This is a genomic window from Corynebacterium sp. 11A, from assembly GCF_008930935.1.
Lineage (GTDB): Bacteria > Actinomycetota > Actinomycetes > Mycobacteriales > Mycobacteriaceae > Corynebacterium > Corynebacterium megadyptis.
In genome coordinates this window covers 167,352-189,519 of record NZ_PQMR01000003.1, presented here as the reverse complement: position 1 = coordinate 189,519, position 22,168 = coordinate 167,352, and the positions used below count along the sequence as shown (strand labels likewise).

Annotated in this window: 19 protein-coding genes; 15 read left to right on the top strand and 4 right to left on the bottom strand. The window is 61.9% G+C overall.

Features of this window, described 5'->3' with window-relative positions; all coding sequences use genetic code 11:
• Positions 1-84 precede the first annotated feature (84 nt).
• Positions 85-684 carry a YtxH domain-containing protein gene (locus GBB18_RS04450; RefSeq protein WP_151640886.1) on the bottom strand — a complete coding sequence of 200 codons (600 nt, stop codon included), beginning with the start codon at positions 682-684 and terminating at the stop codon, positions 85-87.
• A 462-nt stretch (positions 685-1,146) separates the two neighbouring features.
• Here GBB18_RS04450 and clpX point away from each other — a divergent pair, with 462 nt between their 5' ends.
• Positions 1,147-2,421 carry an ATP-dependent Clp protease ATP-binding subunit ClpX gene (gene clpX, locus GBB18_RS04445; RefSeq protein WP_151640885.1) on the top strand — a complete coding sequence of 425 codons (1,275 nt, stop codon included), beginning with the start codon at positions 1,147-1,149 and terminating at the stop codon, positions 2,419-2,421.
• Between the two features lie 101 nt (positions 2,422-2,522).
• Here the strand turns inward: clpX and GBB18_RS04440 are convergent, their stop codons facing one another.
• Entirely contained in the window at positions 2,523-3,410 is an 888-nt protein-coding gene (locus tag GBB18_RS04440; protein WP_151549331.1) for a TetR/AcrR family transcriptional regulator, read from the bottom strand.
• Between the two features lie 477 nt (positions 3,411-3,887).
• Between GBB18_RS04440 and GBB18_RS04435 the strand changes: the two genes are divergently transcribed.
• The 8 genes from GBB18_RS04435 to ndk all read left to right on the top strand — a co-directional run bounded on the left by GBB18_RS04435 (position 3,888) and on the right by ndk (position 11,114).
• On the top strand, positions 3,888-4,868 hold the full coding sequence (locus tag GBB18_RS04435; RefSeq protein ID WP_151549330.1) for a malate dehydrogenase: 981 nt from the start codon (positions 3,888-3,890) through the stop codon (positions 4,866-4,868).
• A gap of 142 nt (positions 4,869-5,010) precedes the next feature.
• Entirely contained in the window at positions 5,011-5,343 is a 333-nt protein-coding gene (locus tag GBB18_RS04430; RefSeq protein WP_151640884.1) for a helix-turn-helix transcriptional regulator, read from the top strand.
• Between the two features lie 85 nt (positions 5,344-5,428).
• Positions 5,429-8,104: a valine--tRNA ligase gene (locus GBB18_RS04425; protein ID WP_151640883.1), complete on the top strand. Its 2,676-nt coding sequence runs from the start codon at positions 5,429-5,431 to the stop codon at positions 8,102-8,104.
• Positions 8,101-9,594, top strand: coding sequence for a folylpolyglutamate synthase/dihydrofolate synthase family protein (locus GBB18_RS04420; protein ID WP_151640882.1), 1,494 nt, complete (start codon positions 8,101-8,103; stop codon positions 9,592-9,594). The genes GBB18_RS04425 and GBB18_RS04420 overlap by 4 nt, the downstream gene beginning before the upstream one ends.
• Positions 9,591-10,007 (top strand): DUF4233 domain-containing protein, encoded by a 417-nt coding sequence (locus GBB18_RS04415; RefSeq protein WP_151549327.1) that lies wholly within the window; start codon positions 9,591-9,593, stop codon positions 10,005-10,007. Before GBB18_RS04420 ends, GBB18_RS04415 begins: the two co-directional genes overlap by 4 nt.
• Before the next feature lie 14 nt (positions 10,008-10,021).
• Positions 10,022-10,327 (top strand): hypothetical protein, encoded by a 306-nt coding sequence (locus GBB18_RS04410; protein WP_151640881.1) that lies wholly within the window; start codon positions 10,022-10,024, stop codon positions 10,325-10,327.
• Positions 10,320-10,634 carry a hypothetical protein gene (locus tag GBB18_RS04405; RefSeq protein ID WP_151549325.1) on the top strand — a complete coding sequence of 105 codons (315 nt, stop codon included), beginning with the start codon at positions 10,320-10,322 and terminating at the stop codon, positions 10,632-10,634. Before GBB18_RS04410 ends, GBB18_RS04405 begins: the two co-directional genes overlap by 8 nt.
• A 69-nt stretch (positions 10,635-10,703) precedes the next feature.
• Entirely contained in the window at positions 10,704-11,114 is a 411-nt protein-coding gene (gene ndk, locus GBB18_RS04400) for a nucleoside-diphosphate kinase (RefSeq protein ID WP_151529114.1), read from the top strand.
• A 65-nt stretch (positions 11,115-11,179) separates the two neighbouring features.
• Here the strand turns inward: ndk and pntB are convergent, their stop codons facing one another.
• Both pntB and GBB18_RS04390 read right to left on the bottom strand, forming a co-directional pair.
• Positions 11,180-12,625 carry a Re/Si-specific NAD(P)(+) transhydrogenase subunit beta gene (gene pntB / locus GBB18_RS04395; protein WP_151640880.1) on the bottom strand — a complete coding sequence of 482 codons (1,446 nt, stop codon included), beginning with the start codon at positions 12,623-12,625 and terminating at the stop codon, positions 11,180-11,182.
• A gap of 3 nt (positions 12,626-12,628) precedes the next feature.
• The gene (locus GBB18_RS04390) at positions 12,629-14,155 is read right to left on the bottom strand and encodes a Re/Si-specific NAD(P)(+) transhydrogenase subunit alpha (protein WP_151640879.1); all 1,527 of its coding nucleotides are present in this window, start codon (positions 14,153-14,155) and stop codon (positions 12,629-12,631) included.
• Positions 14,156-14,443: 288 nt separating this feature from the next.
• Here GBB18_RS04390 and GBB18_RS04385 point away from each other — a divergent pair, with 288 nt between their 5' ends.
• From GBB18_RS04385 to GBB18_RS04360, 6 genes are all read left to right on the top strand, one after another.
• Complete coding sequence (locus GBB18_RS04385) at positions 14,444-17,500, top strand: translation initiation factor IF-2 N-terminal domain-containing protein (RefSeq protein ID WP_151640878.1); 3,057 nt, start codon at positions 14,444-14,446, stop codon at positions 17,498-17,500.
• 142 nt (positions 17,501-17,642) lie between these two features.
• A complete protein-coding gene (rplU, locus tag GBB18_RS04380) occupies positions 17,643-17,948 on the top strand; it encodes a 50S ribosomal protein L21 (RefSeq protein WP_151549321.1) in 306 nt (101 codons plus the stop codon).
• A gap of 30 nt (positions 17,949-17,978) precedes the next feature.
• Positions 17,979-18,239 (top strand): 50S ribosomal protein L27, encoded by a 261-nt coding sequence (rpmA, locus tag GBB18_RS04375; RefSeq protein WP_151529119.1) that lies wholly within the window; start codon positions 17,979-17,981, stop codon positions 18,237-18,239.
• Between the two features lie 199 nt (positions 18,240-18,438).
• Positions 18,439-19,950: a GTPase ObgE gene (obgE, locus tag GBB18_RS04370; RefSeq protein WP_151640877.1), complete on the top strand. Its 1,512-nt coding sequence runs from the start codon at positions 18,439-18,441 to the stop codon at positions 19,948-19,950.
• Between the two features lie 6 nt (positions 19,951-19,956).
• A complete protein-coding gene (proB, locus tag GBB18_RS04365) occupies positions 19,957-21,177 on the top strand; it encodes a glutamate 5-kinase (RefSeq protein WP_151549319.1) in 1,221 nt (406 codons plus the stop codon).
• Between the two features lie 10 nt (positions 21,178-21,187).
• Positions 21,188-22,099, top strand: coding sequence for a D-isomer specific 2-hydroxyacid dehydrogenase family protein (locus tag GBB18_RS04360; RefSeq protein WP_151549318.1), 912 nt, complete (start codon positions 21,188-21,190; stop codon positions 22,097-22,099).
• Positions 22,100-22,168: the final 69 nt, after the last annotated feature.

Sequence of the window (22,168 nt, the reverse complement as noted above, 5' to 3'; positions counted from 1 at the left end):
GCTCCCCTCCTCGAGCAGACGAGGAGGGGAGTTGTGGTGCTAGCACCCGAGCTGGGCCGCCGAGGCTGCTCAGCGGATCCTTAGTTAGCTGAAGGACTCGACGAAGGTGCCGTCTTCATTCGGCATGATGTGAATGGTCTTGCCGGTGAAGGTCTGCTCCCAGCCGCCGTCAACCTCGCGCTCAGCCTCGGTGGGGGCGCCGATCTCAGAATCTAGGCCGCCCTCGTTCTGCCATACCTTCCACATACCGCCGATAACGGGGTAGGTGCCGGCGTCGCTCTTAACGAAGGCAGCGTTCTCGTACTCGGCAACGGTCACGCCGTCGCGCTCATAGGCGGAGACGAAAGCTCCGGCGTTTTCGCCGTACATGTCGTAGGACTCAGCAGCCTCGGCGATCTCAGAGGGCAGGTCAGCCTCGGCGACGTCCATGGCATCTTTGTGATTCATGGCGTCCTTGGCGTCGTCCATGGCGTTCTCAGCCTTGTCCTTGGCATCGCTAGCGGCATCCTCGGCATCGTCCTTGGCGTCACCGGCGGCGTCGCTGACCTCAGAGGCGGCAGAGCTTACGGAATCGGTGGCATCGGACACGGCGTCAGAGGCGTCATCGCTAGAGCAAGCGGCAAGGCCGAGCAATAGGGTGGAACCAGCGATTGCGGTGACGGTGCGCAGGGTGGTTTTACGCATAATCAAACTCCTTGAGTAAATAGGTTCGTTGAGAAAAGTGGTCCATGCAGGGCTGATGGGCCGTGCAGTAGGCCTTCCGTATTAACTGTAGTGCTCATTGATCCGATATCAAATTAAACCTGAGAATGTTATGGATATGTGACGATTATGGGAGTAGTGCACAATCGGCATATTTCCCTCAGGTCTGCTTTTAATCTTCCTTAATCGCAATTAATGTGAGGTGTAACTTCTACTAGGCAAAGGTTTGCGTTCCCTAAAAAAATTCTCCTTATGGGGTTCCTCGGCTCCGCTGGGTGGGGCCGTGCGAGGCTGCGAGGAATAGCTCCGAGCGCAGAGTGGTTGAAGGGCAGTGTCCTCGGCGGGGTTGCTGCCTCTCGTGGGAGCGGAGGCGCTAGAGTAGGTAGGACGCACTCGGCTCCTGCCGCACAACAAACGAGACGTAAATGAGGGTTTTTCCAGCTTATGGCACATATGCAAGAGACCGCTGACCTGTTGAAGTGCTCCTTCTGTGGAAAGAGCCAGAAGCAGGTGAAAAAGCTCATTGCAGGTGGCGGAGTCTACATCTGTGATGAGTGCATCGAGCTGTGTAATGAGATCATCGAGGAGGAACTCAATACCGCCGCGCAGGAGGAGGCGGAGGATAGTCGCCTGCCTCGCCCGCGCGAGATCGCGGAGTTTCTCGATGAGTACGTGATCGGCCAAGACGAGGCCAAGCGGGTTCTCGCTGTGGCGGTGTATAACCACTACAAGCGCATGCGCCAAGTTGGCGCCTCCTTCTCCATGGGGGAGGACGAGGTGGAGATCGCCAAGTCCAATATCCTCATGCTGGGACCCACCGGTTCGGGCAAGACCTATCTCGCTCAAACCTTGGCTCGGTTGCTCAACGTCCCCTTCGCTATCGCCGACGCCACTTCCCTTACCGAGGCCGGCTATGTGGGCGAGGATGTGGAAAACATTCTGTTGAAGCTCCTGCAAGCCGCGGAGTTTGATGTAGATCGCGCTCAAACGGGCATCATTTACATTGATGAGATCGACAAGATCTCTCGGAAGTCTGAAAACCCCTCCATCACGCGTGATGTCTCAGGTGAAGGCGTGCAGCAGGCTTTGCTGAAGATCTTGGAGGGCACTGTGGCCGCTATTCCACCGCAGGGCGGGCGCAAGCACCCGAATCAGGAGTTTATCCAGCTTGATACCTCTAATATTCTCTTCATCGTCGCCGGTGCGTTCTCTGGTTTGGAGGAGGTGATCGAGGAGCGACGGGGTAAGAAGGGCTTGGGCTTCGGTGCGGAGGTGCGCTCCCTCAAGCCGGAGACCACGGAGAATGTTTTCACCGAGGTGCGCCCGGAAGATCTGGTGAAGTTTGGGCTAATCCCAGAGTTCATTGGTCGCCTGCCCGTAGTGGCTTCGGTGGGCAACCTCGACCGTGAGGCCCTAGTGAAGGTCCTTACCGAGCCGAGAAATGCCCTCGTCAAGCAGTACGAGCGTCTCTTCGAGATGGATGGAGTTTCCCTCCACTTCACGGAGGAGGCATTGGCCTCTATCGCCGATCAGGCCTTGGAGCGTAAGACCGGTGCACGCGGCCTGCGTGCAATTATGGAAGAGATCTTGGTACCCATCATGTACACGGTCCCAGATCGCGAGGATGTTTCCACCGTCACCATAACCGGCGCTGCTGCCCGTGGGGAAGGGGAGCCGGAATACTCTGCAGAAGGAGACGGTGCGGAAAAAACTGCTTAAGGACGAAGCGTCACACCGGCACATACAGGAAGGCCAGCCCAACGAGGCTGGCCTTTTTCTGCGAAAGGATGTGGCTGGGAGGGCGTCGATGAGCGCCAATCTTAAGAGCTGCCGTAGAGGCTGTCTTCCATGGAATAGATGTCCTCGCCGCCGGCCTGATTGTCGTGCTTGAGATGCGTGGTGGCATCGGCGCTGAGATAGCTCATCCCGCCGCTGGACTGCATATTAGAGGTCAAGAAGCTCAACACGGTATCCACCGCCATGCGGCGCATGCCTTCGGTATTCTCCTGGGACAACAGGTTCACGTTGTAGAGATTGAGGTATGCGGAATAGTAAGTGCTGCGCATGAGCGTGGGCGCGATGATGATGGTGTAGATATCGATCACCGAAATCCCCGGCCGGAATGCTCCCGAATCCTGGCCGAGCATCAGTAGCTTCTCCATGTGCAGCATCGCCTGGGACTGATCCGCGAAGGGGCCGGAGAGCTCCATGTTGGCCTGATTCTGCTGGGATTCCATCACCAATAGCCGTGCAGCCAGTGGGTGTGCGGTGATTTGGTCATAGATCGCTTCCGCCATGGAGCGCATACCCTCCACCGGCACGGCGGTTTCGAGGGCCTGTTCATCAATGACTGGGCGCAGATCGGCGATGGCGCGCTGGATCACCCGCACATACAGCCCGCGCTTATCGCCAAAGTGATAGTGGATCATGCGCTTGGACATCCCAGACTCGCTGGCGATGGCCTTGAGTCGGGAATCTTTGAAGCCGTGCGTGGCGAATGTGCGCAGCGCTACCTTCACCACATGCTCCGGAGTGACCCCCTCCTCATTCTCTGGGGCGGTGGCCGCAGCGGAGTCCGCCTCGGGGGTGGTGGGTAGTGGCATGCTGCCGTCTTCGAAATTCAAGGGAGCGAGATCTTCTCCCGCATACACTGAGGACTGCGCGGCGTCCGCAGAGGTGTATTTATAGGGCGAGGAGTCAGATGTCATGATTGCGCGTTATCCTCCTTGAGATCGGGCCACTGACGTCCGTTCTGGGTGGGTCGTGCGGCCGTCACGTGCGGTGTTCCTTCAACTATTCAATCGTGCCCTCACGCTCCTCGCGGTGAAGCACAACGGGCAGGGGTGGTGTCCTTTCCACCCCAAATTATGGTACTACCCGCATATTCCTCCGACCGTGAGTACGAAGCTCATCACACCATTTAGGGGTTGGTATTCCCTCACCCGCGTGTGGTGTTAGATCCGTACTTTTTCGCTTATCGATGCTCACTCGGCGGGGCCAGCGGCATGCCCGTTTTATTGGCCTACACACAAGGGTTCGGACAGGAAAGTTCCGAGTTTGTGGTGTTTCCGTGGGTATTATCCCAGATTTCAGACATGTGATGTGTGCAATCAAACAAGCAAAACGCGATCGGACTCGCTATGCTGGGCTCAAAGTACTCTACTAAGAAAGGGCAAGGCCACATCATGTCCCAGTCCCCCAAGAAAATCGTCGTCACCGGTGCCGCCGGCCAGATCTCCTACTCCCTGCTGTGGCGCATCGCCAACGGCGATGTTTACGGCAAGGATGTTCCCGTGGAGCTGAAGCTCCTCGAGATTCCTGAGGCCGTCAAGGCCACGGAGGGCGTGGCCATGGAGCTGCTGGATTCCGCCTTCCCGCTGGTGAAGAACATCGACATCACCGATGACGCCGCTGTGGCCTTCGATGGTGCCAATGCAGCGTTCCTTGTGGGCGCCAAGCCGCGCGGCAAGGGCGAGGAGCGCTCCGCGCTGCTGCAGGCCAATGGCAAGATCTTTGGCCCGCAGGGCAAGGCTATTAACGATCACGCCGCTGATGATGTGCGCGTGCTCGTGGTGGGTAATCCGGCCAATACCAACGCCTTGATCGCCATGTCCGCCGCCAAGGATGTGCCCCACGAGCGCTTCAACGCCATGATGCGCCTGGATCACAACCGTTCCATCTCGCAGCTGGCCACCAAGCTGGACAAGGATGCCGCCGACTTCGAGAACATGGTTGTGTGGGGCAACCACTCCGCCACTCAGTTCCCGGACATCACCTACGCCACCGTGAATGGCGAGAAGGTCTCCGATCTGGTGGATCACGAGTGGTATGTCAACGAGTTCGTGCCGCGCGTGGCCAAGCGTGGCGCGGAAATTATCGAGGTGCGCGGTAAGTCCTCCGCTGCCTCCGCTGCCTCTTCCGCCATTGATCACATGCACGACTGGATCAACGGCACCAGCAGCTGGGCCTCCGCCGCCGTTCCGGGCACCGGCGCCTATGGCGTGCCCGAGGGTATCCTCGCCGGCCAGCCCACCATCTGCGAAAACGGTGAATGGAAGATCGTCGAGGGTCTCGACATCTCCGAGTTCCAGGCTGAGCGTATTGCCGCGAACGTTAAGGAGCTGCTCGGGGAGCGCGCCGCCGTGGAGAATGCCGGCCTGCTCTAACATCTCGTGCGCGCCATCGGGTGCGTTCTTCTGCTACCGCCAGGTTCCCCTATGTGGGGTCTGGCGGTTTTTGCTTGCTTCCCCCTCCTGCGGCGATGTACATTAAACAAAGTTAGCCAAACCTAAAAATAGGAGGACTAAGATGAGCGCCCCGACGCGCACCAGTGAGCTTCCGGTTGAGCGCTCGCTCAATAGCCACCACCTCTCCCCACATGAGTCCGCGGCCATTGCCGCAGCCTTCAAGGTCTTGGGTGATCCCACCCGCCTGCGCCTGCTCTCTCTCGTGGCCTCGGATAGCTCGATGTCCTCGGCGCAATTGGAAGAAATTCTGGAGATTTCCCAGCCCACAGTGAGCCATCACCTCAAGAAGTTGCACGAGGTAGGGCTCATTCATCGTTATCAGCAGGGTCGGCGGGTGCGCTACACCATTAGCGATGAGCAGTTCGCCCACTTGGCTCGTTTACTCATGCCTTAAAGGCTCGAGTGGGCGTCGATAAGCGACGGGCTAAGATGGGAGAAATACGAACGACTTCTATCTTGAAGGGGGAGTGCCAACCCGTATGGCCAACCGCAGCGAGCAGCTTCCAAAAAAATGGGACCCATCGACCGTTGAACCCGAGCTCTACCAGCGGTGGGTAGACGCCGGATACTTTACTGCGGATCCTGCCTCCGAGAAGCCGCCGTTTTCTATTGTGCTGCCGCCGCCGAACGTCACCGGCCAGCTCCACATGGGCCACGCGCTCGACCACACCCTGATGGACTCCATCGTGCGCCGCAAGCGCATGCAGGGTTATGAGGTGCTGTGGCTGCCAGGAATGGACCACGCGGGCATCGCCACCCAAACCAAGGTGGAGGCGATGCTCAAGGAAACCGAAGGTAAGGATCGCTTCGACTACAGCCGCGAGGAGTTTGTCGACAAAGTCTGGGAGTGGAAGCGCCAATACGGCGGCACCATTACCCGCCAGATGCGTGCCATCGGTGACTCCGTGGATTGGTCCAAGGAACGTTTCACCATGGACGAAGGGCTGTCCGAGGCGGTACAGACCATCTTCAAGCAGCTCTATGACGCTGGCATGATCTACCGTGCGAACCGCTTGGTGAACTGGTCGCCGGTGCTGGAGACAGCCGTGTCCGATATCGAGGTCGAGTACAAGGATGTGGAAGGCGAGCTCGTCTCCATGCGCTATGGCTCTCTCGACGATGCCGAGCCGCACGTCATTGTGGCCACCACCCGTGTGGAGACGATGCTCGGCGACGTCGCCGTGGCCGTTCACCCCGATGATGAGCGCTACCGCGATCTCGTCGGCACCACCTTGCCGCACCCCTTCCGTGATGATCTCTCCTTGCAGGTCATCGCAGATGATTATGTGGACCCGGAGTTCGGTACCGGTGCGGTGAAGATCACCCCGGCGCATGATCCCAATGACTATGAGATGGGCCTGCGCCACGACCTGGACATGCCCATCATCATGGACAAGAAGGGCCGCATCGCCGATACCGGCACCCAGTTCGATGGCCTGACCCGCGAAGAGGCCCGCGTGGCCGTGCGCGAGGCGCTCGCCGCCGAGGGGCGCATCGTCAAGGAAATCCGGCCCTATGTGCACTCCGTGGGCCACTCCGAGCGCAGCGGCGAGCCGATCGAGCCGCGCCTTTCTCAGCAGTGGTGGGTGAAGGTCGAGGAGCTGGCCCGCATGGCTGGCGATGCGATCCGCGAGGGCGATACCGTCGTGCACCCGACCTCCTTGGAGCCGCGCTACTTCGAGTGGGTCGACAATATGCACGATTGGTGTATCTCTCGCCAGCTGTGGTGGGGCCACCGCATCCCCATCTGGTACGGCCCCGAGGGCGATGTGCTCTGTCTCGGCCTGGGTGAGGAGGCCCCCGCAGGCTATGAGCAGGACCCCGATGTGTTGGACACCTGGTTCAGCTCGGCGCTGTGGCCGTTTTCCACCATGGGCTGGCCCGCCGATACCGAAATGCTGGCCAAGTTCTATCCCACCTCGGTACTGGTGACCGCCTATGACATCCTCTTCTTCTGGGTGGCGCGCATGATGATGTTCGGCACCTTCGCCGCCACCCAAACCAAGTTGGGTACCGCGACTGCGGGGCGTCCGCAGATTCCTTTCCGCGACCTCTACTTGCACGGCCTGGTGCGCGATGAGCGTGGCCGCAAGATGTCGAAGTCTTTGGGCAATGGCATCGATCCGATGGAGTGGGTGGAGCGCTTCGGCGCTGATGCACTGCGCTTCGCCCTCGCCCGCGGCGCCAACCCTGGAGTGGATCTGCCCTTGGGTGAGGATGCCGCACAGAGTGCCCGCAACTTCTCCACCAAGCTGTTTAACGCCACCCGCTTCGCGCTGATGAACGGCGCCGAGGTGGGCGAGCTTCCCGCGCGTGCCGAGCTGAGCGACGCCGACCGGTGGATCCTCGACCGCCTCAACGAGGTGGTAGGCGCCGTCAATCGCTATCTTGATGACTATCAATTCGCGAAGGCGAATGAGGAGCTCTACCACTTCACCTGGGACGAGCTCTGCGACTGGTACCTCGAGATCGCCAAGGTGCAGATCCCGCGCGATAACGACACCGCCAGCGAGGCCGAGCGTCACCGTGGCGCCATCACCCAGCGGGTCCTGGGCCACGCCCTCGATACTGTGCTGCGGCTGCTGCACCCCACCATGCCTTTCGTCACCGAGGTGCTGTGGACCGCGCTCACTGATGGCGAGAGCCTCGTGGTGGCGTCTTGGCCGGAGGCCGAGGAGCAGGCCAGCGATGAGACCGCGCAGCGTCGCATCGACGATACGGTCAAACTCATCACGGAGATCCGTCGTTTCCGCTCCGATCAAGGAGTCAAGCCCTCGCAGAAGGTGCCGGCCCGGGTGGACTTCGCCCGTGCCGACCTCGATAACCAGCGTGAAGTTATCACCTCCCTGGCGCGTCTCGATGCCCCAGGTGAGGGCTTCAACGCCAGCGCCAGCGTGGAGGTACGTCTCAGTGCCGCCACCGTCAGCGTGGACCTCGACACCTCCGGTACCGTGGACACTGCGGCCGAGCGCAAGCGCTTGGAAAAGGATCTGAAGAACGCCGAGAAGGAACTCGAGACCACCGCGAAGAAGCTGGGCAATGAGAACTTCCTCGCCAAGGCCCCCGAGGCCGTGGTGGAGAAGATTCGTGCCCGCCAGCAGGTGGCTCGCGAAGAGTTCGACCGTATTAGCAAGCGACTTGAGCAGCTCTCATGACTGATCATGAAGAATTCGGAGAACTAGAACTCTCCGAGACCGGGTTGAGTTTGCCTATCGACGTCAACCAAGAGGTAGAGCAGCCGGAATCCCAGGAGATCACGCCTGAGGATATGCAGGCGCTCGCCGCCTGTGAGGCGGAGCTGGATCTGCGCTGGCCAGAAACCAAGCTAGATCCCAGCCTAGAGCGCATCGAAAAGCTCATGGATCTGCTGGGCTCGCCGCAGCGCAGCTATCCCACCATTCACGTGGCGGGCACCAATGGCAAAACCTCCACGGTGCGGATGATTGAATCATTGCTGCGTGCGTTTCATCGGCGTACCGGCCGCACGACCAGCCCGCATCTGCAGCTGGTGACCGAGCGCATCGCCATCGACGGCCAGCCGATCCATCCGCGCGACTATGTGCGCACCTGGGAAGAGATCAAGCCCTACGTGGAGATGGTGGACGCCTCCTCGGAGGTGCCCATGTCCAAGTTCGAGGTGCTCACCGCCATGGCCTATGCGGCCTTCGCCGACGCCCCCGTGGACGTCGCCGTGGTGGAGGTGGGCATGGGCGGCCGCTGGGATGCCACCAACGTGATCAACGCGGATGTGGCCGTGATTATGCCCATCGGGATCGATCACACGGACTATCTCGGCGACACCCTCGAGGAGATCGCCGGAGAGAAAGCCGGCATTATCAAGCCCCGCTGGGATGCCTCCGACTTGCTCACCTCGCCCGACAATGTGGTGGTTGTGGGCAATCAGGAGCCTGCGGCGATGGACGTGGTGCTGCAGCGCGCCGTGGAATCCGATGCCGCCGTGGCTCGGTATGGTCACGAGTGCGGTGTGCTCAGCTCCACGGTGGCTGTGGGCGGTCAAGACATCAGCATTCGCGGCCTGGCAGGGGATTATGAGGATATTTTCCTACCGCTATCGGGTGCCCACATGGCGCACAACGCCGCCTGCGCTTTAGCCGCCGTGGAGGCGTTCTTCGGTGCCGGCCCGGGACGCGCCCTCGATCTGAATACGGTGCGCGAGGGCTTCGGCACGGTCAGTTCCCCTGGTCGTTTGGAGCGCGTGCGTTCCACCCCGAGCGTGTTCGTGGATGCCACCCACAACCCGCATGGCGCGGCAGCGCTGGCGCAGGCGCTCGACCGCGACTTCAACTTCCGCCGCCTCGTCGGCGTGCTCGGGATTCTCGGAGATAAGGACGCTCGCGGTCTGATGCAGGCCGTGGAGCCAGTGCTGGATGAGGTGGTCATTACCCAGAACACCTCGCCGCGGGCCAGCGATGTCTATGAGCTCGCGGAGACCGCCCGCGAAATCTTCGGGGAAGAGCGCGTGCATGTGGCCGAGCAGCTGCCCACCGCCGTCGAGCTGGCTATCGAGTTGGCCGAAGACACCGGCGAGGTAGGGGAGATGGTCTCTGGCTCCGGTGTAGTGATTACCGGATCGGTGGTTACCGCTGGGGAGGCCCGCGCCCTGTTTGGAAAGGAACCAACATGAGCAAGAACGTGGAATACGGTCCGCTCGGTCCAGGCCACGCCCCCGATAAAGACCCCATGAAGGGGCTGCGCGGGGTGATGGCGGGCATTTTGAGCATGGAGTCCATCTCTTTGCTGCTGGTGCTCACCGTGATCCTGCGCGTGGATGGCGGCTCCTATTGGACCACCTTCAATTGGGTATATGTGAGCGCGGTAGGCGTGGCACATATGGTGCTGGCCTTCATGATGAAAGCCCGCTGGGCGCTGCCCGCCATTTGGGTGCTCCAAATCTTTGCCCTCGCAGGGATCATCGTGCACGTGTCCATGGGCATCATGGCCCTAGTCTTCATCGTGGTGTGGGCCTATGTGTTCTACCTGCGCAAGAACATTCTTGAGCGGATGCGGCGTGGCTATCTCGCCAGCCAGCACACCTAAAGCGGTCGAGACCTATGCGTAATTCCCAACGCGATCTCTATCAGCTCATCGGCCTATCGGCGCTGATCGTAAGCGCCTCAGTGCTCGGGGCGCATCCCCTCATTACCCTGGCGTTATTGGTGCTCATGCCGGTGATACTCGCCGCATGGACGCGGCACCGCCGAGAAGAGCAACGCGGCATCATTCGGCTGTCTCGGCAGCAGCGGAAGCAGCTGGCACAGCTCGACGATCCTGCTGCGGCCACCCGCCTCGCGTATTGGTTTCCCGGCGCCGGGGCCAAGACGGTCAAAGCCGCCCTCGATAAGGAGAGACATGAATAAAGAAATAATGATCAGCCTCCTCGGAGTGGTGATCACTGCCATCGGGGTGGTGCTCATGCTTATCGACGGCAACTTCGGTGGCTGGATGTTTATCGCCAGCCTTATCCTGCTGGTGATCTTCGCGGTCACCTCATGGTCGCAGTACACTCGGGCGAAGAACCCGCGCCCCGTGGAACTCGGCGTGGAGCAGCGTCGGCATGTGCGTGAGCTCAAGGCCACGGATACCGCGGCCGCCGTCAAACAGGTGCGGCGCTATGACCGCCGGGTCACACTCCAGGAGGCCATCGACTACGTCGACGGGCTCTGACCTGCATTCATGCCGGCGGTGGGGAGGATTCTGCCCGCGCGCGATCCTGGTGCATTAGAGTAGGAAACCATGACTGAACGTACACTCATCCTGATTAAGCCCGACGGTGTGAACCGTGGACTGGTGGGCGAGATTATCGCCCGTATCGAGCGCAAAGGCCTGAAGTTCGCGGCACTGGATCTGCGCGTCGCCGATAAGGAGACCGCCGAGAAGCACTATGCAGAGCACTCCGATAAGCCTTTCTTCGGCGAGCTGGTGGACTTCATCACCTCCGCACCGCTGATCGCTGGTGTGGTGGAGGGGCCCCGCGCCATCGAGGCATGGCGCCAGCTGGCCGGCGGCACCGATCCGGTGTCCAAGGCCGCCCCGGGCTCCATCCGTGGCGACTACGCCCTGGAGGTAGCCGAGAACGTGGTGCACGGTTCCGACTCTCCCGAGTCCGCCGAGCGTGAGATCTCCATCTGGTTCCCGAACCTCTAAACCCCGCGCTTCATACGTACAGCCCTCCCCGCCGATCGGCAGGGAGGGCTGTAGGCGTCTGTGGGCTAATCTAGGGCGGCGCGGATGGCCTCCACGGACGCCCGAGCATCGCCGAGCAGCATATCGGTGTTGTCTTTGTAGAACAGCGGGTTGGGCACTCCGGCGTAGCCGGCACCCATGGAGCGTTTGAACACCACCACGCGTTGTGCCTCCCATACTTTGAGCACCGGCATGCCGGCGATGGGGGAGCCCGGCTCATAGGCGATGGGATTCACGGTGTCATTAGCGCCGATCACCAACACCACATCCACATCAGCGAAGTCATCATTGACTTCGTCCATCTCCAGCACGATGTCATAGGGCACCTTGGCCTCGGCGAGGAGGACATTCATATGCCCGGGCAGACGCCCCGCCACGGGGTGAATGCCGAACCGCACCTCCACGCCACGCTCCCGCAGGGCGGCGGTGAGCGCGGCCACCGGGTACTGGGCTTGGGCCACCGCCATGCCATAGCCGGGGGTGATCATCACCGTGCGTGCAGTGGCCAGCATCTCCGCCACCTCCTCGGGGGTGGTCTCCGTATGTGCACCCATGTCCTGCTGCGCCCCAGAGCTGGCCGATTCGGCGCCGAAACCGCCGAGGATCACCGAGATGAAGGAGCGATTCATCGCCTGGCACATGATGTAGGAGAGATAGGCGCCGGAGGAGCCGACGAGCGCGCCGACAATAATGAGCAGGTTATTGCTCAGCATGAAGCCGGCGGCTGCGGCAGCCCACCCAGAGTAGGAGTTGAGCATGGATACCACCACGGGCATATCGCCGCCGCCGATCGCCGCCACCAGGTGCAGGCCGAGGACGAGCGCGAGGATCGTCACCAGCAGCAGCGCTAACCATGCCCACACCGAGTGGGACTCACCGATGCGGATAAACACCACCGTCGCCAGCAGCGCGAGCACTAGGATCGCCAGGTTGATCATGTTGCGGCCGGGCAGCTCCAGCGGTGCACCCTTCATGCGTGCGGAGAGCTTGAGATAGGCCACGATGGAGCCGGTGAAAGTGACGGCACCGATAAAGATGCCCACGCTCACCTCGGCCAAGTGGAAGCGAAGCATGTCCGTGGGCACCGCATGGGCGTGCAGATAGGAATTGAATCCGATGAGTACCGCGGAGAGGCCAACGAAACTGTGCAGGGCGGCGATGAGTTCAGGCATGCCGGTCATCTCCACCTTATTCGCCCGCACCCAGCCGATGAGCCCGCCGAGCGCCATGGCCATGACCACCAGCAGCAAGGTAATTAGGGGAGAGCGGTAGTGGACGGGGTCAGCGGTGGAGTTCATCAATGCTTGGGCGATCGTGGCAAGTACCGCGATGGTCATGCCGAGGGCACCGAAGCGATTACCACGGGCTGCGGTGCTTTGTCGCGATAGTCCCGCCAGCGCGAGAATAAAGAGCAGCGCCGCCGCCAGATACGCGACCTGGGTGATGCGATCGATAAGAAGTGCGCTATCCATTGTCTACCCCTCCTGCCGGAACATGGTGAGCATGCGGGAGGTTACGCGGAACCCGCCGAAAATATTGATCGAGGCCACCATGATGGCCACAAAGGACAAGGCCGATACCAGCACATTCGTGGACCCCACTTGCAGGATTGCGCCGAGAATCACAATGCCGGAGATCGCATTGGTCTCACTCATCAGTGGTGTGTGCAGCGAGTGCGTGACTGCGGTAATTACATAAAAGCCCACCACGATCGCGAGCAGCAGCACGATATAGTGCGAGGCCACCGCGAGCGGACTGGACAGTACCAATGCCACCGCCGCCACGGCACCGAGGAGATACCAGAGGCGAGAGGAGGCCGTCTTCGGTTCTTCTGCATGCTCTGCCGGCGTCGCTTCCGCCGCGGGCGCCTGCGGCGTGTGGGATACCGTCACGGGCGGCGGTGGCCAGTAGATCTGGTTGTCGTAGGTGACGGTGATGGCGCGGATAATCTCATCCTCAAGATCCAAGGCAATCTGGCCGTTGCGTTCGGGGCAGAGCAGGCCGAGGAGATTGACGATATTTTGGCCATAGAGCTGGCTGGCCTGCGCGGGCAGGCGGCCTGCGAGATCCTTGAAGCCCAGGATGGTAACTCCGCCCGCTGTGGTCACGACTTCTCCGGGGCGGGTGAGTTCGCAGTTGCCGCCACTGGCGGCGGCCATATCCACGATCACGCTGCCGGGGGCCATCTGTGCCACATCCTCACCCCGCAGCAGGATCGGGGCGCGCCGGCCTGGGATGCTGGCGGTGGTGATAACGATATCGGCGCCGGCGGCTTCTCGGGCGTAGAGCTGGGCGGCGGCCTCGGCCTGGGCGGAGGTCATCTCCTTGGCGTAGCCATCCGTGGAGGTCTCCGCGGCCACGGGGATGGGCACAAACTCGGCCCCCATAGACTCCACTTGCTCGGCCGTTTCGGGCCGCAGATCAGTAGCGCGCACGATCGCGCCCATCGAGTGGGCGGTGCCGATGGCGGCAAGTCCCGCCACGCCGGCACCGATGACGTAGACGGTGGCCGGCGGCATCTTGCCGGCGGCGGTGACTTGGCCGGTGAAGAGCCGACCAAAGGCGGTGGCCGCCTCAATCACGGCGCGATAGCCGGCAATATTGGCCATGGAGGAGAGGACATCCATGGACTGGGCGCGAGAGATACGAGGAATAGCATCCATCGCGAGCGCGGTGATGCCGCGTTCGCTCAGATACGTGAGTACATCCTCATTGCGGGCGGGGTCCATGCGGGCGATGAGCGTGGCCCCCGCCCGCAGGGCGCTGAGCGATTCGTGGTCCGGGGTATCGAGGCACGTGACGATGTCTGCATGCCACACGTCCTCTCCCACCAGCTGTGCCCCAGCCTGCTCATACAGCTCGTCCGGATAGGCGCTGGCCACACCGGCGCCCCGCTGAACCTGCACCTCAAAGCCCTTTTTTAAGAGCTTGGCTACGGTATCAGGGGTGGCGGAGACGAGGGGCTGTGCGGGATCGGTCTCCCGCGGGATACCTATCAGCATGACGCTGTTTCTCCTCACCTTGATGCAATTTGTTGAATTTCTCTTTAGATTAACGCGGGCGTGAAGAGGATCCCTACCTCCATGGCTGTGTTACCTGCCACACATGTGTTCGGTTCGGGCGATCTGCAACGCCGGGTCGGTCTAACTCCAAGGGTGGGGTCGGGGATGTGCCACAATAGGAAGGCGGAGATTTCACCAAGCAATAACTTCACACCGAACTTTCATCCCCATCTGAATCGCGCGTGGTCGAGCCGAGCTCCCTCGCGGATTCGCATAAAGGAGTAGAACGTGGCCGAAAAGCCCAACACAACTGAACTTGATGTCAACCAGCTAGGGGAGCGAACCCGAGTCTTTGCCATGGCGAAGATGCTGGGCATGAGCTCCAAGGAACTCATCATTGAGCTGGACAAGATCGGACTGGTCAAGGTGGCGCAGTCCTCGCTCACCAAGGACGAGGCCGCCCAGCTGCTCGAGGCCCTCCGCAGCGACACCCCGGATCCGGAGCCAGAAAACGGGGAGGAATCCCCGGAGGTGCGGATCCGTAAGCGCGTGGAAAACAACGTGAAAAACGAGATCAGCCAGATCGAAGAAAAAGTGGACAAGCAGCTCGCGAGCTACGCCTCCGAGGAGCTCCTTGAGGAGATCGTCCCCGAGATCACCCCAGCGCCGGAGGATCCTTCCGCCGCAGCGGCACCCATGCCGCTGTTCATCCCTCCCGCCGTCGACGCCGCTGCGCCGGAGGAGGCCGCACCTGCTGCGGAGAAGGAGAAGCCTCGCCGCGAGGACAAGCCGCGCGAGCGCAAGTCCCGCAAGTCGAATGAGGACAAGCGCGAGGATAAGCCGGCAAAGTCCAAGAAGTCGCCGCAGAAGGACGCCGATCCCGAACCGATTGATGAACCCAAGGCCATCAAGGGCTCGACCCGTTTGGAGGCGCAGCGTCGCCGCCGGAGTGAGCGTCGAGAAGCGCGCAAGAATGAACGCCACATCGTCAGCGAGGCCGAGTTCTTGGCGCGTCGCGAGTCCGTGGAGCGCACCATGGTGGTGCGGGAAAAGGAGCGCACCGATCACCCAGGGCGGGTGACGCAGGTGGGCGTGCTGGAAGACGGCATGCTGGTGGAACATTTTGTGACCTCCGATACCCAGTCCTCGATGGTGGGCAATATTTATTTGGGCCGCGTCCAAAATGTGCTGCCCAGCATGGAGGCCGCGTTCATCGACATCGGCAAGGGCCGCAATGGTGTGCTCTACGCCGGTGAAGTGGATTGGCGCGCCGCCGGCCTCGGCGGGCGTCGTCGCACCATCGAACACGCTCTCAAGAGCGGCGATCAGGTGCTCGTGCAGGTAGTGAAGGACCCGATCGGGCACAAGGGTGCACGCCTCTCCACCCAGATCTCGCTGGCCGGTCGATTCTTGGTGTATGTCCCGGGTGGTCGTACTGCAGGTATTTCCCGCAAGCTGCCCGCCCCGGAACGGGCACGGCTGAAGGATATTCTCAAGCGCGTTGTTCCCGAGCAAGGTGGGGCCATCATCCGCACCGCTGCGGAAGGGGTGAGCGAGGAGGCCATCGCTGCTGATGTGGCCCGCCTGCACGCCCAGTGGGAGCAGATCGATGAGCGCACCAAGAAGGAGAAGTCCTCCAAGGGCGCGAAGCCAGTCGCCATGTATGAAGAGCCCAACATGCTGGTGAAGGTGATCCGCGACCTCTTCAATGAAGACTTCTCCCACCTCGTGGTGGATGGTTCGAAGGCGTGGAACACCGTATACGCCTATGTGCACTCCGTGGCCTCCGACCTGGAGGACCGCATGGAAAAGTATGACCCCAACAAGCACGGTGGGGTGGATGCCTTCGAGCACTACCGCGTGGATGAGCAGCTCTCCAAGGCCCTCTCCCGCAAGGTGTGGCTGCCGTCTGGCGGCACTCTAGTGATCGATCGCACCGAAGCCATGACCGTGGTGGATGTGAACACCGGAAAGTTCACCGGCACCGGCGGCAACCTCGAGGAAACCGTCACCCAGAACAACCTCGAGGCTGCGGAGGAGATCGTGCGCCAAATGCGGCTGCGTGACCTCGGCGGCATGATCGTGGTGGACTTCATCGATATGGTCCTGCCCGAGAACCAGGATCTCGTGTTGCGCCGCCTCAAGGAGGCACTGGGCCGGGACCGTACCCGCCACCAGGTGTCCGAGGTGACCTCGCTGGGTCTGGTGCAGATGACCCGCAAGAAGCTGGGTACCGGTCTGCTTGATACCTTCGCCACCGAGTGTGAGCACTGTGATGGCCGTGGCCTGATTATTCACACCGACCCGGTCGAGCAGAGCGAGCAGCCGGCGCACAAGCCTCGCCGCCGCGGCGATAAGTCCGATCGCTCCGAGCGTCGCGAGAAGAACGAGAAGAACGACAAGCAAGACAAGAAGCACTCCTCCCACGATCCGGCTTCGCACCCCGCAGCCCTCGCGATGCACCGCGAGGAGGAGTCGGAGAAGAGCATCGAGGAGCTTGCCGACGCCGTCATCTCGCTCAATTCCCAAGCGGATAACGCGGAGGACTCGGCGGAGAACGCTGAGCGCGAAGAGAAATCCGAGAAGCGTCAGCGCCGCGGCCGTCGCCGCAGCACCAAGCGCACGAACACGAAGCGTTCTGCCGATAATAAGGACTCTGCCCAGGCTGAGGAGCCTGCTAAGAAGAAGCGCTCCGAGAAGAAGCGTGCCGAAGAGAGCAGCGCCGAGGATGTGCAGGCCATCGCCGCCAAGGCGGTCCACACCGCCGATGCGGAAGACCCGGACGAGCCCTCGGGCGCGGACTACACCCCAGCCAGCTTCGACGAGGCCATGGCGGAGTTCGAACGCTCCCCGCGCCGCAAGCGTGCTACCCGCGGGAACTCCCGCTCGGATCACGCGCCCAAGCGAGAGGACTTCGTGCCTACCCAGCCTAGCGCTGATAAGGCCGAGGAGGCCGAGGAGGCAGCGGACTCGCGTGACTCACGCGACTCCGGTGATGGCTCCCGTCGCCCGTCCTCGCGGCGCAGCCGCGGCGGCAGGCGCCGTAGCTCCACTCGGGGCGCTCGCTCCGAGGAGAGCCGTAGCCCCGCCCCGCAGTCCGAGCCGGCCCCATCCGAGTCGCAGCAGCACGCGGATAAGGACGAATCCGAGGACTCCTCCCCGCGCCGGCGGCGTGGTCGTCGCCGGGTGGTGCGCAAGAACAGCCGTGCGGAGCAGGCACCCGCGCGGGAGCAGGCGTCGGAGAAGCGCCAGTCCGAGAAGCGACAGCCGGAGAAGCGCCAGGCGGCGTCGACAAGCAAGGGTCGGAGGCGCCGCGCGACACGCCGGAGCACAAACAAAAAGTAGCGGTTTGTGTTTTGCTAGCCGATAAAGGTAGTCTTGGACAGTCGCTGTTCGCAGTGCGTTCAGCATGAAATAAAGTACAAGTCCTTAAATCGGGCGCCTCGAGTGCCCGAGCCGAGTTTTTAGAAAAAGGGGTAGCCCTCCTATGTACGCGATCGTCAAGACCGGCGGCAAGCAGTACAAGGTTGCCGAAGGTGACCTCGTCAAGGTCGAGAAGATCGAGGGTGAGCCGGGTTCGTCCGTGGCTCTCACCCCGGTTCTTCTCGTCGACGGCGCCGATGTGACCACCGACGCCGACAAGCTTGCCAAGGTGGAAGTTTCCGCGGAGATTATCGAGCACGTCAAGGGCCCGAAGATCCGTAACCTGAAGTACAAGAACAAGAGCCGTTACATGAAGCGTCAGGGTCACCGTCAGAACCTGACCGTTATCAAGATTAGCGGCATCAAGTAGGCCGAGAAGGCTTAAAGGAGAAAAACCGTCATGGCACACAAGAAGGGTGCATCCAGCTCCAGCAACGGTCGTGACTCCGAAGCAAAGCGCCTCGGCGTGAAGCGCTTCGGCGGCCAGAAGGTGAACGCAGGCGAGATCCTCATCCGTCAGCGCGGCACCAAGTTCCACCCCGGCGAGAACGTCGGCCGCGGTGGCGACGACACCCTGTTCGCTCTTGCAGCAGGCTCCGTCGAGTTCACCACCAAGCGCAACCGTCGCATGGTGAACATCGTTCCGACCGAAGCTGCCTAAAGCTTGTAGAGCTTGAGATCTAGGCCGCTTGTTTCCCCGCACGGGGAGGCAGGCGGCTTTAATCATTCTCCGGTAGGCTACTCGCGGCGCTAGGGCAGGCTGGAGGTGTCGCGCGTGCTCTCCGCAACGGGGATCGTGTGGATTGCTGCGGCTGTGAGTTACAATCAGGTGCTTAATCTTCCTCGATCTAAAGGACCACATGAACCGTTTCGTAGACCGCGTTGTGCTGCACCTGCAGGCTGGTGACGGCGGGCATGGCTGTGCTTCTGTGCACCGCGAAAAGTTCAAGCCTCTCGGTGGGCCGGACGGCGGCAATGGCGGGCACGGCGGAGACATCATCCTTGAGGTCTCTGACCAAGCCCACACCCTGCTCGATTTCCACTATCGCCCCCACCTGAAGGCTTCCCGCGGCAACAATGGCGCTGGCGATCACCGCAATGGCGCCCGCGGTGAGGACCTCGTGCTCGAGGTGCCGCCGGGCACCGTCGTGCTCAATGAGGACGGAGAGGTGCTGGCGGATCTGGTGGCCGTGGGTACCCGCTTCGTGGCCGCCTCGGGCGGCTTCGGTGGTCTCGGCAATGCGGCGCTGGCTAATAAGCAGCGCAAGGCCCCGGGTTTTGCGCTGAAGGGTGAGCCAGGGGAGCAACGCGATCTGATCCTAGAGCTCAAGTCCATGGCAGACGTGGGACTCGTGGGCTTTCCCTCTGCCGGTAAGTCGTCGTTGATCTCGGTGCTCTCCGCGGCACGGCCCAAGATTGGTGATTACCCCTTTACCACCCTGCAGCCCAATCTCGGGGTGGTAGACATGGGCAATGATTCCTTCACTATCGCGGATGTGCCGGGGCTGATCCCGGGCGCCTCCGAGGGCAAGGGCCTTGGCCTCGACTTTTTGCGCCATATTGAACGCACCGCCGTGCTCGCCCATGTGGTGGACCTTGCCACGCTCGAGCCTGGGCGCGATCCGGTTTCAGATATCGAGGCGCTGGAGAATGAGCTGGCCGCCTACCAGTCGGTGCTCGATCATGACACCGGCTTGGGCGATCTGCGCGAACGCCCCCGCGTAATCATCTTGAACAAGGCCGATATCCCCGAGGCGCGGGAGCTGGCCGAGTTTGTGATGGAGGATCTCTGCGAGGCCTTCGGCTGGCCGGTGTTTATCATCTCCGCCGTGGCGCATCAGGGCCTCGACCCGCTGCGCTATCGCCTCATGGAGCTGGTGAAGGAGCACCGGAAGAAGCATCCGAAGCAGCGCCAACAGCGCACCGTGGTGCGCCCCGTTGCGGTGGACGCCCATAAGAAGGATGATTTCCGCGTGGTGGCCGATCCGAATAACCCCGGCGGCTACGAGGTGCTGGGCGAGAAGCCGCGCCGCTGGATTCAGCAAACCGACTTCGAGAACGACGAGGCGGTGGGCTATCTCGCGGATCGTCTGGCCAAGTTGGGTGTGGAGGATGCCTTGTATAAGATGGGCGCCCGCGAGGGGGCCGAGGTGACCATTGGTGAGATCACCTTCGAGTGGGAGCCGCTGACCACCGCTGGAGTCAGTGACACCGGTTCCCCAGCTACCGCCCGTGGCACCGATGCCCGCATTGGGCGCTCCACCCGTTCTACCGCCGCAGAGCGTAAGCGCGCCTCCCAAGCGCGCCGCGGCCTGATCGATGAGTTCGACTTTGGTGACGAAGAAGCCTCCCGCGACCGCTGGGAGGGTTAGGAATAGATGAACGAAGATACACTGCTGCCCACTACCCCCTATGCCCTGCAGGACACCCCGCCGGCTGAGTTTCCGCCCGCTGGGATACCGGAGACGGTGCTCGACGAACCCGCTGGAGAAGGACTGCGTGGGGAGATTGCCAAGGCCAAGAAGATCGTGGTCAAGCTGGGCAGCTCCTCGGTGACAGACGAGAACTATGCGGTCTCGGCGGAGAAGATCAACCGTTTCGTGGATGCCTGCCAAGCCCGCATGGAGGCTGGCACCGATGTGATTATCGTCAGTTCCGGTGCAGTGGCCGCCGGCATGGCCCCCATGGGCCTAAAAAGCCGGCCGGGAGATCTGGCCACCAAGCAGGCCGCCGCCTCGGTGGGCCAGGTGCACTTGGCCTATCAGTGGGGTCGCTCCTTCGCCCGCTATGGCCGCACTACCGGCCAGGTACTGCTCACCGCCTCCGACGCAGCTGAGCGTTCCCGCGCCCGCAACGCTCAGCGCACCGTGGAGCGGCTGCGGCAGCTGCGCTGTGTGCCCATCATCAACGAAAACGATACGGTGGCTACCTCCGAGCTGCGCTTCGGCGATAATGATCGCCTGGCCGCGATCGTCGCCCACCTCATCAGGGCTGATGCGCTGGTGCTGCTCTCGGATGTGGATGGCCTCTATGACCGCAACCCCACCGAGCCCGGAGCACAGTTTGTCTCCGATGTCACCGGGCCGGAGGATCTCGCCGGGGTTGTAGCCGGCGATGGCGGCAAGGTGGGTACCGGCGGCATGGCCTCCAAGGTATCGGCTGCCCGGCTCGCTTCCCGCGGTGGTATCCCCGTCCTGCTCGCCAGCGCCGATAACATCGGCCCGGCACTCGCCTCCGCCCAGGTGGGAACGGTGTTCCACCCTGAGCAGGGACGCTTGAAAGCCTGGAACTTCTGGGCGCTCTATGCCGCGGATGTCTCTGGCGTGGTGCGCGTAGACGAGGGGGCGGCGCGCGTGGTGCAGCGTGGCGGTTCCTCGCTTTTGGCAGTGGGCATAACCGAGGTGGATGGCGAGTTCCGCTCCGGCGACATCGTGGAAATCCAGGACCCCAAGGGCACCACCATTGCCCGCGGTGAGGTCTCCTATGATGCTAAGACCCTGCATGGAATGCTGGGCAAGCACACCCACGAGCTGCCGGAAGGAATGAAGCGACCGGTGATCCACGCGGATTACCTGTCGAGCTATTCCTCACATGCGTAGGGTGGGGTGCATGAAATATGCAATGGGACCTACGCACTGGGACACCGTAGAAGAACAACTCGCTGCCGTCGGTGGTGAATTGACCGACGATCTCTCCGAGGCAGAGCTGCTCGTGTACAACGGTTCGGCCGAGGATTTTCCCGAGCTGCCCGACTCCGTGAAGTGGGTGCAGTTTGGGCTCGCCGGTATTGATGCCTACTTCACGCATGGTGTTATCGATGGATCGCGCCGCTACTCTAATTGCTCCGGCACCTTCGCCCGCCCAGTGGCGGAGTCCGCCGTGGCGCTCTTGCTGGCCCAATTGCACCAGCACACCCCGGTGGCCCGCGCCCAGTCGTGGAGCTGCCAGAAAGAGGTGGATAGCGCCACCCGCTGGCTCTTTGACAGCACCGTGAGCATCATCGGCGCCGGCGGTATCGGTCGCGAGCTGGTGCCCATGCTCAAAGGCTTCGGCTGCACTGTCCTCGCGGTCAATAATTCAGGCAATCCCGTGGAGGGGGCCGATAAGACCTATTCCTCGGAGCATCGCGATGAGGTGCTGGCTTCCTCGGACGCGGTGATTCTCGCCGCCCCGCTCACAGACGACACCCACCACATGATCAACGAGCGCACCTTAAAGCTCATGCCCGAGCATGCGGTGCTCATCAACGTTGGCCGCGGCCCGCTCGTAGATAGCGATGCCCTAGTGGATGCCCTAAAGCGCGGGGAGATCGCCGGCGCCGGACTCGATGTGACGGAGCCGGAGCCGCTGCCGGATGGCCACCCCCTGTGGGCGATGGAGCAGGTGGTGATCACCCCCCACACCGCCAATACGAAGGACTCGATTCGCCGGCTCATCGCGCCCCAGATCGTGGAGAATTTCACCGCCTATCAGGCGGGGGAGACCATGCCCACCGAGGTGACGGTGGATCAGGGCTATTAGTGGCCTGCCACGCTGCTGTGGTTGCGAGATGGCGTCGTCAAGCGTCAGTGCACGCTAGAGTTGTGAGCT